Annotated in this window: 13 protein-coding genes; all 13 read right to left on the bottom strand. The window is 67.0% G+C overall.

Annotated elements, in window-relative coordinates; all coding sequences use genetic code 11:
• A partial coding sequence (locus tag NF4_RS34275) for an NAD-glutamate dehydrogenase domain-containing protein (RefSeq protein ID WP_232330781.1) occupies window positions 1–781 on the bottom strand: 781 nt, incomplete at its 3' end.
• Window positions 782–987: 206 nt separating this feature from the next.
• On the bottom strand, window positions 988–1,722 hold the full coding sequence (locus NF4_RS34280) for a hypothetical protein (protein WP_063131559.1): 735 nt from the start codon (window positions 1,720–1,722) through the stop codon (window positions 988–990).
• A gap of 160 nt (window positions 1,723–1,882) precedes the next feature.
• A complete protein-coding gene (locus NF4_RS34285) occupies window positions 1,883–3,013 on the bottom strand; it encodes a discoidin domain-containing protein (RefSeq protein WP_063131560.1) in 1,131 nt (376 codons plus the stop codon).
• Window positions 3,014–3,121: 108 nt separating this feature from the next.
• Window positions 3,122–3,469, bottom strand: coding sequence for a helix-turn-helix domain-containing protein (locus NF4_RS34290; RefSeq protein WP_157120753.1), 348 nt, complete (start codon window positions 3,467–3,469; stop codon window positions 3,122–3,124).
• A 23-nt stretch (window positions 3,470–3,492) separates the two neighbouring features.
• On the bottom strand, window positions 3,493–5,220 hold the full coding sequence (gene eccE / locus NF4_RS34295) for a type VII secretion protein EccE (RefSeq protein ID WP_232330782.1): 1,728 nt from the start codon (window positions 5,218–5,220) through the stop codon (window positions 3,493–3,495).
• On the bottom strand, window positions 5,217–6,581 hold the full coding sequence (gene mycP / locus NF4_RS34300; protein WP_063131561.1) for a type VII secretion-associated serine protease mycosin: 1,365 nt from the start codon (window positions 6,579–6,581) through the stop codon (window positions 5,217–5,219). Before mycP ends, eccE begins: the two co-directional genes overlap by 4 nt.
• Window positions 6,581–8,119, bottom strand: a complete 1,539-nt coding sequence (gene eccD / locus NF4_RS34305) for a type VII secretion integral membrane protein EccD (RefSeq protein WP_063131562.1) — start codon at window positions 8,117–8,119, stop codon at window positions 6,581–6,583. The genes mycP and eccD overlap by 1 nt, the downstream gene beginning before the upstream one ends.
• Window positions 8,116–9,834 (bottom strand): AAA family ATPase, encoded by a 1,719-nt coding sequence (locus NF4_RS34310; protein ID WP_232330783.1) that lies wholly within the window; start codon window positions 9,832–9,834, stop codon window positions 8,116–8,118. Before NF4_RS34310 ends, eccD begins: the two co-directional genes overlap by 4 nt.
• A 30-nt stretch (window positions 9,835–9,864) precedes the next feature.
• On the bottom strand, window positions 9,865–10,731 hold the full coding sequence (locus NF4_RS34315; protein ID WP_232330784.1) for an ESX secretion-associated protein EspG: 867 nt from the start codon (window positions 10,729–10,731) through the stop codon (window positions 9,865–9,867).
• A gap of 31 nt (window positions 10,732–10,762) precedes the next feature.
• Window positions 10,763–11,062, bottom strand: coding sequence for a WXG100 family type VII secretion target (locus NF4_RS34320; RefSeq protein WP_063131563.1), 300 nt, complete (start codon window positions 11,060–11,062; stop codon window positions 10,763–10,765).
• 69 nt (window positions 11,063–11,131) lie between these two features.
• Window positions 11,132–11,560, bottom strand: coding sequence for a WXG100 family type VII secretion target (locus NF4_RS34325; RefSeq protein WP_063131564.1), 429 nt, complete (start codon window positions 11,558–11,560; stop codon window positions 11,132–11,134).
• Window positions 11,561–11,598: 38 nt separating this feature from the next.
• Entirely contained in the window at window positions 11,599–12,999 is a 1,401-nt protein-coding gene (locus NF4_RS34330) for a PPE domain-containing protein (RefSeq protein ID WP_063131565.1), read from the bottom strand.
• Between the two features lie 28 nt (window positions 13,000–13,027).
• The gene (locus NF4_RS34335; RefSeq protein ID WP_063131566.1) at window positions 13,028–13,363 is read right to left on the bottom strand and encodes a hypothetical protein; all 336 of its coding nucleotides are present in this window, start codon (window positions 13,361–13,363) and stop codon (window positions 13,028–13,030) included.
• Between the last annotated feature and the right edge of the window lie 42 nt (window positions 13,364–13,405).

Below are 13,405 nucleotides of genomic sequence, written 5' to 3' on the forward strand. Positions count from 1 at the left end.
ACAGGGTGATGGACTGCGGATCGAATTTGAGGGAGAGGTGCGCGGGCGGTTCGCCTTCGCCGTCGCACCGGAAGTAGTTCGTGCGCAGGGTCGCGGTGACCACATTCAGCACCGCGCGCAGCACCCGGTCGGTGTCCAGGCTGACCACCGCGTCGATTTCGGCTTCCAGCCATTCCGCGATCCCGGCCGCCGAATCGGCGTCGCCATCGGGATCGAAATACGCCTCGAACAGGCGCACGAAACCGCGGGACATATCCGGATTGGCCAGCAGCACGCGGGTGATACCGGCGGCGCCGTAGGAGAATCCGGCCTGCTTCAGATATTTCGCGTAGGCACGCAGCACCACGACCTGACGCCAGTGCAGGCCGGCCCGCAGAATCAATTCGTTGAGCGTATCGACTTCGGCGACACCGAACCACATGGCTTCGAATGCCGCGGTGAATCTCTGTGCGATTCCCTGGACGCCGGGACTTTCGGGCTGATCGAGGTCGGCCTCCAGCTCGGGGTCCAATTGGGTCCGTAGCACGGCCGAGACCACACGTAAGCGGAAGTCGTAGATCCAGTCCGAACGGTCACCGTCGGATTCGAGCTGATAGGGCCGTTCGTCCACGACCTCGACGCCGAGGCTGTGCAGCACCGGGAGGACCCGGCTCAGCGAAACACCCTCACCCGCGGCGTAGAGCGTGAATCGCCACTCACCCGGCGGCGCCTCGGCCGTGCGGTACAGCGCGGTCCGGAAACGCGCCGACCCCAGTTCGTCCGGATCAATCCGGAATCGCATCGGCGAAACTGTGTCCTGCATTGTCGTCACCGTGATCCGCGCCTTTCCGCTTCGGTTTCGAACTTCTTCACCAGGCACTCTACGCGTTTAATGTGCCGTTGTATAGCGGTACGTTACGCGTGTGTAAACGGTCACCGGATCCGGCGCGCCGGGAAGAAAGCACACCGATGAGATGTTCGCCACGACACGGCCGCCGGTTGGCCGCACTACGGATGCAGCAACCCGGACCGGATCAGAAAGGTACGCGCACCCGCGCTGTCGGTGAACGCACCGGTGTCCACCCGCAGGCCCGACTGCGTGTCGGCGTACCAGATCGCCGCGGAGGCGCTGATCGCCGCGAACACCTCACCGTCGGACACGACGGTGCCGCCGGCGGAGCGCCATTGCGCCACCGCCTGGGCGAGAGCACCGGGTGCGGCGGTCTGCACCTGGAACGCCAGCTGACGACCCCCGGTGATCTCCCCCATCAGCAACGGGCTCCCGGCGTCGAGTACACAGCTCTGGACACCGTCGGTCTCGTCGTGCGGACGGCAGGACGCGGTGCGCAACGGGCCGGGCAGAGCCGATACGGCGTCGGTCGCCGCGACGGGACCGCCCCCACCGAAACCCACCGGCCCGGTGAGCGGCGGACCTGCCAGAGTGCAGGATTTCACCATCAGGAAAGCGAGCACCAGCAGAACCGCCACCGCTATACCGCCGGCCGCGCGCCATTGCCATTTCGGATGGTGTTTCCTGACTACGGTTTCCGCTTCGTCGACCAGATGGGAACGGATGAATCCGAGCACCCCGTGATGATGCCGGTCGTGCCGAGTGCGCTCGTGGTGCTCGGCATCCCGATGCTCCGGCTCGGCCGTCCCGTGGCCGCCGTGGTGCCCGTGCCTGTCCGCTATGGCCTGCGCCGCGGTCCAGCCGCTCATCTCGGCCAGACGTCCGGCTGCCATACCGTGGGGGGCCACCGGCGCCGGGGGCTGGTCATGCCCGGCCGGTGGTACGGGCAGAGGCGCACCGCAATTTGTACACGCCGAGACCCCGGCGGCGGCGGAATGACCGCAGTATTGGCATCGCACCGTCATCGCCGCGCCCCGTCTCCCATGACCGGCCTCACTGTCCGGTGATGACGATCGAGGAGATGGCCACGGTGTTGGCCGATGTGTCGCCACTGGATTTCAAAACGGTGAGCGTGATCTCCGACGCTTCGATCGGTGGCTCGATCTGCGTCACCACCAGCGACCGCTGGTCCAGCGTCTCCTGGGTGTAGGTGGTCTTGTCGTCGTCGTTCAACTGGTAGGAGACACGGCTGACGGTGCGGAATTTCGTCCACTGATCGGTGCCGTCGGTGGCCACATGGTCCCAGCCGGGCACGATGGCGATCGATTCGATCTTGTACTTCTTGCCCAGATCGATTCGCAGCACCTGACCGTCGATCTTGTACGCGCGGGGGCACGACCAGGCCTTGTCGGGTTCGCCGGAGAAAGCGTCCATACCGTCGGTGCCGCCGGAGGGGCACTTCGACTCCGCCGACTCCGGTTCGATGGTGCCGCCGCCGGCCGGCGCGGTGGTCTGGGGCATCGGCTGAGTGGGTGCCGGAGCGACGGCCAGCGGCTGGGTGTCCGCCTCCTCCTTGCCCCCCGTCACCACCAGCAGCACCACGATCAGCAGCGCGACCACCGCCGCGATCGCCAGGGCCACCCGCGGTTTGCGCAGCTGCTCGACGACCTCGCGGGCCAGTTCCTGCGGGGACTGCCGTTCGGGACGGGCGGGTTCGGGGTCGGCCGCCCGCTGGGCCTCGGCCTCGGGCGGGGCCGTCGAGTTCAACCGGTCCGCCACCCGCTCGGCGTTGTCCGAGGCGAACGACGAGTCCCGGGTATCGGGCAGCTGCCCACTGAGCAGCGCGTTGATCCGCTCACTCGCCGAAGGTCCGGCCGTCGATCGACGCGGCCGCGATACCGCGGGACCCGAATCGGGTTCGACCGGAGTCGAGCGGACCCCCACCGGTGGTGGAGTCTCGTCGATAGGAGCCGACGCCTCACGTGCCCGGGGAGCCGGGGCGAGTAGCGATTCGTCGAAGGCGATTTCGGGAGCAACCGGGCTGGACACCGGCTCCGGTTCGGGTGTGGGGGGCGCCGCTTCGGGTGCGTTCCCCGTGAGCCCGAAAGCCGGATCCGACAGCAGCGCATCCAGAATCGCACCTCGATTGCGGAGAAATACGTCTCCGGAATCCGCATCGGGCATAGCCGGAATGGTATCGGCTATGAATCCGCGGACGGCGCCATCATTCCCACCACCGGGAACCCGAGCTGGCCTCGCGATCCGCCCGGGCAGCCTGCTCCGCGACCCGGCTCAACGAGTCTTCTCCGCCGTCACGAAATACTCGGGCGGCACATCGAACACCCGCGCCAGCGCGATGATCAGATCGAGTCGGGGGATGGCGTCGCCGTGGATCAACCGGTACAGACCGGACTGCGAAACCGGTACGTCCGGATAGGCGAGTTCCAGGTGCTGGGCAAGCGAATACAAGGTCAGCCCACGGGTCGAGCCGTCTTCGGTGGACACGACAGATTCGGCGATCAGTTCCGACAGTCGGCTGGAGAAGATCGCCGCGGCGGCCTGCCGTGGTGTCTGCTCCTGCACGCCGTCCGGGTTGTCGAATCTGCCATTGTCGAACTCGGGATCCGCTGCCACGGTCATCGAGATTACCTGCTCTGTCCTACTCACCGGGCCGGATATCCCTGAGGCCGGGTCACCGGTACGGTCCGTTCGGAGTTGCCGTACGGCGGGGCCACCGTCGGCGGTCGATCGCTGTGATCGAAATAGCGGGTTTCGCCGCGTGGTTCGACCAGGTTCACCCGGACGGTGCGCATCGGGATCCGTACATCCAGCTGAGCTTCGCCGACCTGTTCGATCGACAGATCCACCGACCCCCGACGCGGGCTTCCCGGATCGCTTATCGAGACGGTGGTCGGCGCCGCGGAGGCCTGCGGCGGCAGTTGGTCGAAAACCGTGATGGTGGCGCCCGCACCCGGCTCCTCCTCACCCGCCTCGACCAACCGCAGCGATCTGGCGTCGCCGACCGCGCTCACCAGATGCTGCCAGCGCTGCGGTCGGCTCGTATGGACCTCGATATCGGCGCCGACCACGGTCGCGCGCAACACCAACTGCTGCGCGACGGGCAGCATCGCCTGTACATCGACCGTGCGGCGACGCGGATTGTAGGGGGCGGGATCGAAGAGCGGCATCGCGAGCTGATGGCGCGTCTGACCGCTGATCGCGCCCAGAATCTGACCGTTGGGTCCGATCGGGACGGCGAGTCCCGCACTCAACTCCTCGGGCGCCTCCTCGACGGTGTTCTCGTCCCGGGTCAACTCACGCAGCGAGACTCCGGTGGGCAGGGTCGAACGGAGCGCCACCGACTGACGGCCGGGCAATCGGCGGAGATAGTCGGGCAGCGCTTCGGTCATGGCCGGGCCGATATAGCGGACGACGGCCCTGGGCCGGTCCGCCCCGGAAAGGCTGACCACGAGCGTGGTGCGCCCACTGTTCCAGGTCCAGCAGTCGTCCAGGCCGGAATCGTCGAGCTGTGTCCAGTCGATTCCGAAACTCGTGACGAAACGTCCGGGCACCGAGGTCTTCAAGCGGTCCCACTGTTCGGTCAGATCACCGAGCTCCGCACCGGAGTGCAGCAGCCGGGTCGCCTCCAGCAGAGCCGCCGCCGGGAGCGGATGCGCCGCCACGCCCCGCTCACGCAACCGGCCGGCGATCCGGTGCGCCGCAGTGGCCAGAGTGCGCGGTGCCACCACCGCACACGGTCCGCGTTTGGCCAGAGCTCGTAGATTGCGTTCCTGGTCCAGCCGGAGAACCAGCCAGGTCAGCCGGTTTCCGACCACCGGATGGGACCCGATCAGCTGGTCGTAGAGCATGCTGTAGCTGCCGGCCGCCCGCACCCGTTGACCGGTGGTCACGATGTCGATGTCGATACCGATGCCGTAATGGTCGAGCATCGGTAGCAGGCTCGCCACCGAGACGGTGTCCTCGGTGTAGATGGTCTGTTCGGCGATCACCGTCGGCAGGTCCAGGTTCGGCGCGAGCTGGATCATGGCAATGAGCACGTCGCCGTCCTCGGCGATACCGCAGAGCCCGGCGGCCACATCGATATCGCGCACCGGAAGCGGCGCGGTGAGCAGCTTCGCCCGGCCCGATCTACCGGTCCGGAAGTCGAACCAATCGATGAACCATCGCACCGGCGTCCGGCCCCGGATTCGTACGACCACGGTGAGCAGCAAGCCGGCGACGATCGATGCGGCACCCCACAGCGGTAGATACGAGGACAATCCGGCCATCACCACACTGCCTCCGATCGCCATCACTGCGAACGGGCCGCGTTCCACCCCGGCGACCCGGCGGCCCGGGGCACGGACGGCCCGTTCCGCGGTAATCGTCACTGCCGCTGCCTCCGCCACGAGTTCACGCCGTAGGTTGTCGCCGCACCGATCAGCACCGCCGCGATGATCACGATCGCCGCGGTGATCCCGGGTTTGGCGTCCGGTGGCCGGGGCGGCGGCGGCACCTCCAGCGGCCCGGCCTGAAACAGGCCCTCCGGAGGTTCGGGCGGCGTGCGGTAGCTCAGCGCCGCGACCGGATCGATCATCCCCGCACCCACCGTGTTGTCGATACCGCGGGCCGGGGCATGCGCGCTCGCGGTGAGCCGGGCGGTGATATCCGCGGGGGTTTCGTTCGGATACCGCGAGCGCACCAGGGCCGCGACCCCCGCGGTATACGCCGCGGCGAAGGAGGAACCACCGACGGGGCCGAGTTTGTCGGGTGGCCCGACGCCGTTGATCAGGCCGGCCGAACCCGGCCCCAGCGATTCGATACCGGTGCCGGGCGCGGCTACGGACACCCATGGACCCATCAGGGATCTATCGGTGACTCCGCCGTACGCGGTCGTGTACCCCACCGTCAGCACGGACTCACTGAAAACCCCCGGAAGCGAGGCTGTTTTGACGTTCTTCCAGTTCCTCGGGTCACCGGGTCGTCCGGGATCGAAGCCCGGATTCTGGGAGCAGCCACTGGTCTCGGCGTTTCCGGCACCGGCCACGATGAGTGATCCTCGGGTGTGCACGGCGTACCCGACCGCCTCGGCCAGGACCCCCAGATCGACACCCGAATCCACCGCCAGGCATATCGGCAGCGGTACCGCGATGATGCCCGCGCCCAAATTCGCGGCGTGCGTGATCGCACGCGACAGAGTCCGCACTTCCAGCGCCAGGCGCTCCCGCTGGTCGGCCATGCCGCGCTCCACCCGGAACGCCGCAGACCGATAGCGAATGGAAATGATCCGCGCGTCGGGCGCCACACCGGTGAAGCCGTCCGCAGGATCGGACGTGCCGCCGATTATCCCGGCGATCAGGGTGCCGTGCGCATCGCAATCCTGAAGTCCGTCGCCGCCGGCCGCGACATAGTCCCCACCCCCCGCCACATTGGGCAGCCGCGGATGCGGGGAGACGCCGGTATCCACGACGGCGACGGTGACCCCGAGACCACGGCTGAGGGTCCGGGCGTCGGCCAGGTTCAAGGCCAACTCCGACGGCGGTGTCCGGGAGATATCCGTATCCCGCAGGACACCGGTCGCCAGGCAACCACTGTCCTGCTTGGTCGGTACTTCCGGGGCCGGCGGGCCGTCCGGCGGTGCGACACCGACCACTACCTCCGGGGGCACCAGGGCAGCCGCCGGCGCAGCGGTGGCGCCCAGCACAACAGCAGCCAGGGCTGCCGCGGCAGCCCTGTTCAGGCGAAAGGTCATCAGATCCCTCGCATGGCGGTGTACACACCCATGATCCAGAAGGCGATCACCGGCACCACGAGGATCAACGCGTACTCGATGAGGTCGGTTATCCGGCGGGTGACCGGAGTCAGCCGCTTGCCGGGCAGGCGCAGCGCCGCGGCCAGCGCGCCACATGCGATCAAGGCGACCACCAGCACGACGACGAGCCGCGCGAACGATGTCTCGTACGCCGTCACGAGCACGGCCGCCACACCGAGCACGGTAACCGCGGACCCGAGGACCAAGGCGATCGCCTGAACACGGTCGGGGTACCACCGCGACCGCATGGCCAGAATCCCGGCCACCGCGGCAGCCATCACGATCTCCCGGATCCCGCCCGGGCTGACCGCGGCGCAGATCACCGTGGCCACCGACAGCAACCCGGAAACGGCCACGATGAGGCCGCGCAGGCTGGTGACCGCGAGCCGCGCCCGGCTCTCGATGCCCGCCTCCGCGGTGCGGCGCGACTCCTCGGCAGCCGCGGCAACCGCGGCATCCTGCTCCACATCGCGGTGGGTTTCCGCGTCGAAGATATCGGTCAGAGTGGCCGGGTTCACCTCGTTGCCCGGATCGGGCAGGTCCGGGGGTCGGATCTTGGCGATGACCACCGCGATCCGTGGCGCTGTGGTGAGCAATATCAGCCCCACGAAGACCGCGGCGCCCGCCACCTGACGAGTCACCAGATCGAAGTAGGCCAGCGGCAGCACGATAGCGGTCACCACGATGCCGAGCACGGCAATGCTCATCAGAGTGGCGATACCACTGCCCGTCAACCGCATCATGGCCATGGCGGCGACAGCGGTGACGACCGCGCCGGCCACGATGTTGGCCGGTGCGAAGGGCCCCGGCTCACCGTAGGCGGGGGGAACCAGCATGGCGCTACCCGCGAAGAGCAGCGGGATCGCGGCCAGTCCCGCGCCCAGCGAAATCCGGCGGGCCGCACCACTACCGCGGATCGCCACCGCTGCCGCCCAGCACAGCACGCCGAGCAGCAGCGCGGGCAATCCGCACCACAGCAGCGAACCGGACTGGGTCCACGCCCACGACAGCATGGTCGCCAGCCCGACCGCTCCGGCACCGAAGACACCCAGCCCCACGATCGCGGCGGTATCGGCATCGAACTCGGCGAATTCACGTTCGTTGATCAGTGCCAGCGCATCGGTGATGTCCTCCACGACCGGGGTGAAGACCTCCGACGACTCCACCGGCGCCAGCATGAGCACCGTCCCGTCGACGATGTCGTGGTCACCGAGACTGCGCCAGCGCGGGATCGGCGGTTCGCCCGGCCGCGCCAGACTCCACTGGCCGTGGGGCGGGGTGAAATCGACCTCCTCGTCACCGATCGCATTGGCGAGTACCGCGACCAGGTCGTCGATAAAGGTCTCGACGGTGAACTTGGTCGGCACGACCACATCCACCTGGTAGGTGGCGACCATGACGGCGATCCGCGCCCGCGCCACCTCCGCGGGTGCGGCGTCGCCGGACGGAGCCGCCGGCGCCGTCTGCACAGACGTCACCGCATACCTCCGCGGTCGCCGCCGGAGGGCTCAGCGACATAACCGGGGAAGTCGTCGGCCAGGCCGGCCGCCAGGTTCTCGAAGGCCAGCGCGGTCTCCTTGTCCAACATGCGCAGATCGATCTCGCCGCCTTCGGCGAGATGGGGATCGAACGGGATCTGAACGGTGGGACGTTGTGCCGAGGCGAACAGTTTCTCGATGGCCTCGATATCCACCGTGGGTTTCACGGGGTGCTGTCGCACGATGGCCACCATGGAGGCCGCGATCAGATGATCGAAGCCGTGCGAACTCAACCAGTTCAGGGTCGCGACGGCTCCGGTCACCCCGCCGACGGTCGCGGGTGTCACGACCACCACCGCGTCACTGGTACGCAGCACAGTGTTGGTCGACGAATCGAGCACACCGGTTCCACAGTCGACCACGAGCAGATTGTAATGGCGACGCAGAATTTCCACACCGGTCTGATATTCGGCACCGGTCAGCGCCTCCCCCGCGTCCGTACTCCAGGGCGACGCCACCACCGCGAGGTCGGCCGTATTGACGGCCGTATAGGAGTGCACGGCCGAGAACGAGTCCAGGCGGCCGCCGGCCTGCGCGAGGTCACGAAGGGTGAGACCGAACTGGTGACGCGTGGTGCGGCTGGACAGATCGCCGAAATCCGGGTTCGCATCGATAGCGATCACCCGGTCCGGGCGCAGTTTGGCGAAGGTGGATCCGAGCCCGGCGGCAGTCGTGGTCCGGCCGACGCCGCCCTTCACGCTCACCACCGCGATCTGGTACGGCGCGGTGAGTTGACGGCGGATCCGGGTGCGCCGGTTCTCGGCCTCCTGTTCGGCCGGTGAGAGGCCGAGGTTGAAACCGACCTTGTTCAGCGCGCCACGGACACCCTTGTTCGAACGCAGATGTGCCTGTCGTACCGCGGCGATCTCGGCGAGTAGTTCCGCGGAGGCCAGGGCGGGCGGAAGCACCTCGATACGCCCGGTGCCCTCATAGGCCGGTCGGTGGATCCGGTCCGGCACCCGGGATGCGTCGGCGGCCTGCTGCGGAGCCGCCGCTTGGGCGCCCGGGACCGGGGAGTAGCCGGCGTAGGACTGCTGTGACCCGGCGTACCCGGCAGGGGTGGTGGAGTATCCGCTCGTAGGCGCGGATTGCGTGGGAGCGGTGTACGGCGACGCGGCCGGAGATGGCCCCGCGACCGGCGGTGACGTCCAGGTGTCCGACGCGCCCGCACTCTGTTCCGGCGACGCGACCGGGGGGCCGGCGGGGGGCGGCGCCGCTACGCCCTGGGCACCCTGCTGCTGCCGGCGTGCGATGGCCTGCTGTTCTTCGGCGGCCGCCTGCTGGTGCGCCGTGGCCGCGCGCTGTCGCAGGTCAGCGAGTTCGCCATCGTCCACAGCGGGCGCCTCGGGTGGGGGGCCGGTGGGCTGTGGCGGCGCGACCGCGGCCTGCGGGGCACCGGCCGATGGCGATTCGGTCGACGACCCCGGCACCGGAGGGTGCGGTACGGCCGAACTCATCTGATCGGTCCCCGATTCCGGTGCTGTGGTCGGCCCGGGCCCAGCGGCCGCGGATGAGATTTCAGGAGGGCCGGAAGTGCTCGCGGCCGTGGCCGCTCCACTACCGGGATGTTCGTCGAGCTGCGCGAAGTAGGCGTCGTAACCGCCTTTGGCGAGCGCGGAGGTCGCGTCGCCGTTCGTTGTCGGTGCCCGGTTCATCTCACCGTCCTCTCATCCAGCACTGGAACGTCAACCGGTACGTGCGGTATCGAACCAGCTACGGCCGGGCAGCAGCTCGGCCAGAGTGTTGATACCACTGCGCAGGGCAGCGTGGTCGCCCGGCCGGAAGGTCGACCGGGTCCGGCCGTCCAACGTTACGCTCGGTGTGATCACGAACCGCCCGGAAAACGTGTCCAGTACGTTCATACAGATTGTGAAGTCGGGTGTTTCAGGTCCACCGTCCCGGTGCTCGATCATGAGCACTTCGGCTTGGCGGACGATTTCGCCCAGAGCGCGGGTGAGCACATTCGCGGTCCGGGGTGTGGCGCCCAGCGCACGGAGACCCGCGCGCACCCCGTCGGTGTCCTGCGGCGGCTCGGCATCCTCCGTATCGGTCTCGGACTTGGTGAACGGTTCGAAATCCAATACCGGATAGTCGCCGAGTATCGATTCCAGGACCGCAGTGAGCGTATCCAGCTGCCGGCCCTGGTGGAAAACCGACTGGATGATGACCTCGTCGTCACAGCGCACGGCGAGGACGTGCCGCTCCCCGCTGCGGACCAGCGCGGCACGCAGCATGGTCGGGGTTTCTCCACCGCGACCGTTGTCGAGCACTCGGATGGCCAGCTCGGTATCCGGGCGATACAGGCACCGTAGCCATCCGGCGACCACCGGATCGACCTCGCCATCGGTGATGATTCCGTCCGCGGCGAGCTGTTCCGCGACAACCGCCCGGACTCGGTCGCGGTCGGAGATTCGGTAGACGTTCGGCATGATCGCCAGAACCAATGGATAAGTGTCGATGCCGACCATGTCTTTCAGGACAAGGGCGGCATCGACGTTCAGATCCACCGATACCGGATCGCCGGATTCCACCTCCGCCGATGTAGTGCCCACCGGCGTATTTTCGGTCAAACCACCACTCGCCTCAGAGGAGGTTCTGGAACATACCGGCAACTGCGGTGTCCGCATCGCCGATCAACGTCGCGGCGTGGTTCGTCGCCTTGTCGAGATCGGTGATGCTGCTCGAGAAGGACTTCAGCCGCGCATCCAGGTTGTCCGCCACCTCCTTGTAGATCGTGGCGCCCGAACCGTTGAAACTCTGCATAAGCGAGTCCCGCATCCCAGCGAGCTCGGTCACACTGTCCTGCAACCCTGCAACCACAGACTTCGACTTGCTCAGAGCCAGTTCGATCTCGGCCTTGTCGGTAAATATTTCCATGCTCATTGAATTTAACCCTTCGAAAAATTTGAGAACGGATCTGGTGGTTCAACTGATCCGGTCAGAAGTGTGTTACTACGCCCAGTCCACTTTCGCTTTCGACGGACCCACGGTGCTTTCGGCATTCGCGGATTGCCAGCCCTCGTCCCTGACACCTGAGTTGTAGGTCCCGTCAGCGGCTGCTCCCATGCCGTTCACGATCCCCTCGATCGCTTTCCTGGCATCGTCGTCCTCATTGCCGAATTTCGAGCTGGCCGAGTTGATCTGAGCCATGACGCTCTCCAGGTATTGCGCGACCTGGGAACCGGTGGAGTGGACGTTACCGAACGCATTGTAGACCGCTTGGCCGGCATTACCCTTGAATGCGGCCTCCAGGATGCCCTGAATATCTGTGAGTCCCTTCAGGTGCGCTTGCAGGTTCTGCGACGGGCCGTCCATCTTCTTGGCAATGGCGACCAAGTCGTCCGGATTCGCCTGTGTTACCGCCTGGCTAGCGTTAACCATGGTGTTCTCCCTTTCGATGTTCAATGAACCCGGTCAACTCACCGGGCGTTGTATCCATTCTCCGGCTCATTCTCTTCATCGAGCCGGTCCAGTACTCCCACGAGTGAGGAGTCCACGAGCAGTTCGGTATCGGGTTCGTCGTCCTCGTATTCGATGACACCGATCACCGGCGGCCGCTCGAGCTCCGGGACCTCGAACTGCTCGCCCGGAGTGAACACCTTCCCCGTCCGTGTTTCCTCGTCCCGGCGGCGACGCCGCATCCGCGCGGTGGGCGCCGATACCCGCCGCGCCGCACCGCGAGCCGGCGCACCCGAGGCCGCCGCGGGATTGGATGCGCCGAACGCGGTACCCGACGCGGGATTCCAATTGCCCGGCAACCGGAATCCCGTTGCCGCGCCGGGCATGGAACCGATACCCCCACGGGCCAGCCCGAAGCCGGCCAGCGCACCACCGCCACCGAGGGCGGCCAGCGTCGAGGATTCCGAGGAAACACCCAGCAGCGGACTCGAATACGACGACTCCGTGCCGTAGCCGGTGGACCCGGAGTCGAATCCGGATTCGGATCCGATCGCCTGCTGCGGATCGGTGAGCGACTGCTGTTCCGGACCCGACGGCCCCGGATCCGTCCCGTCCCCACCAGTGCCCGAATCGGAACCACCCGTATTCGGATCACCTCCGGAGTCCGACCCGTTTCCGGTGTGCTGGCCGGTCTCGGTGGTCGTCGTCGGTTTGTCCCCGGGGTAGTACGAGCTGTCGGGACCTTTGGTGATCAGGTCCTGTAGTGGAGTCACCGGGTCGTGCGCCACCGGGGGGACCGAACCAGAGCCCGGTACGACGATGGGCGGAGGTGGGGTGAACGAGCCCGCCACCCCTACGAGATCGACCAGCAGACCCAAGGCTCCGATCTCATAGCCCATCATCGTCGTGGCGGCCTGTATTTTGAGGCGGTTGTATTCGATTTCGGCCATGGCGTGCCACGCGCTCGCCCCCGCGAACACCAAAAGGGCTGCGGCGGAGGCGGGCCCGGCTCCCGCGGAGGCAACCGTGCCGGATGTCGTCATCAGAGCAGCGGATGCGGCCAACTGCGCGATGGCGAGTTCGATCTCGAGCCGCGACGGCATCGCCCCGAGGGCGCTGTTGTGCAGCTGCGCGCCTTGATTGGCCAACTGGGCGATTTTCGACGCGGTATTCGACTGCTGACGCACCCACTGGTTGTGCTTGTTAAATGCCGCCTGCGCACGCTCGGAACTCACTCCGCGCGGCCATACGACGCCCATGTTCCTGATCAGGCCGTCCGTATTGGCCGCCGTGGATTCGAGCGCGTCGTCGATCGCCGAGTAAGCGCGTGAAGCATTGGTCAGTGGTGCCGCACCGGCCCCGGAATCGATCAGATCTCGATTCTGCAGCGGCTCCAGGGCGAAATATTCGAAGAACGGCATAGCATCCCTGCTCCGGACCAGTTACCGATCAGCCGCCGAACACCCGGCTCGCGACACTATCTCCGACCGCCGACACTCCCGCGCCGCCGGCGACGTCGGTGGACTCGAAGGTCACCGATACGGGGCCGAGACTGGACCCGAAGAGGCCGCTTTCGGCGTTGGAGGCCGCCAGGTAGGCGTTCATCACGACATCGACGATGCCGAGACCCGCCGTCATGTAGAAACCCGGCGCACAGGCAACCGAGGGTTCCGGCACCGTATACGGCGCCACCGATTGCAGGAAGGAGGCCAGGCTGGCGCCCTGGGCATTCACCGCGGCGCCGATGGCCGGAAGCTCTCCAGGGTTGACTTCGAAGGGGATCATCGATAACTCCGATCGATAAGCGTCCGTGCCCGTTGCCGGTCG

The organism is Nocardia fusca NBRC 14340 (assembly GCF_001618425.1).
GTDB lineage: Bacteria > Actinomycetota > Actinomycetes > Mycobacteriales > Mycobacteriaceae > Nocardia > Nocardia fusca.

What these genes read in the sequence shown, in the direction of transcription:
- NF4_RS34280 (WP_063131559.1), bottom strand. Translation starts at nt 1,722, where the DNA reads ATGGCAGCCGGACGTCTGGCCGAGATGAGCGGCTGGACCGCGGCGCAG.
- NF4_RS34285 (WP_063131560.1), bottom strand. Translation starts at nt 3,013, where the DNA reads ATGCCCGATGCGGATTCCGGAGACGTATTTCTCCGCAATCGAGGTGCG.
- NF4_RS34290 (WP_157120753.1), bottom strand. Translation starts at nt 3,469, where the DNA reads ATGACCGTGGCAGCGGATCCCGAGTTCGACAATGGCAGATTCGACAAC.
- mycP (WP_063131561.1), bottom strand. Translation starts at nt 6,581, where the DNA reads ATGACCTTTCGCCTGAACAGGGCTGCCGCGGCAGCCCTGGCTGCTGTT.
- NF4_RS34310 (WP_232330783.1), bottom strand. Translation starts at nt 9,834, where the DNA reads ATGAACCGGGCACCGACAACGAACGGCGACGCGACCTCCGCGCTCGCC.
- NF4_RS34320 (WP_063131563.1), bottom strand. Translation starts at nt 11,062, where the DNA reads ATGAGCATGGAAATATTTACCGACAAGGCCGAGATCGAACTGGCTCTG.
- NF4_RS34325 (WP_063131564.1), bottom strand. Translation starts at nt 11,560, where the DNA reads ATGGTTAACGCTAGCCAGGCGGTAACACAGGCGAATCCGGACGACTTG.
- NF4_RS34330 (WP_063131565.1), bottom strand. Translation starts at nt 12,999, where the DNA reads ATGCCGTTCTTCGAATATTTCGCCCTGGAGCCGCTGCAGAATCGAGAT.
- NF4_RS34335 (WP_063131566.1), bottom strand. Translation starts at nt 13,363, where the DNA reads ATGATCCCCTTCGAAGTCAACCCTGGAGAGCTTCCGGCCATCGGCGCC.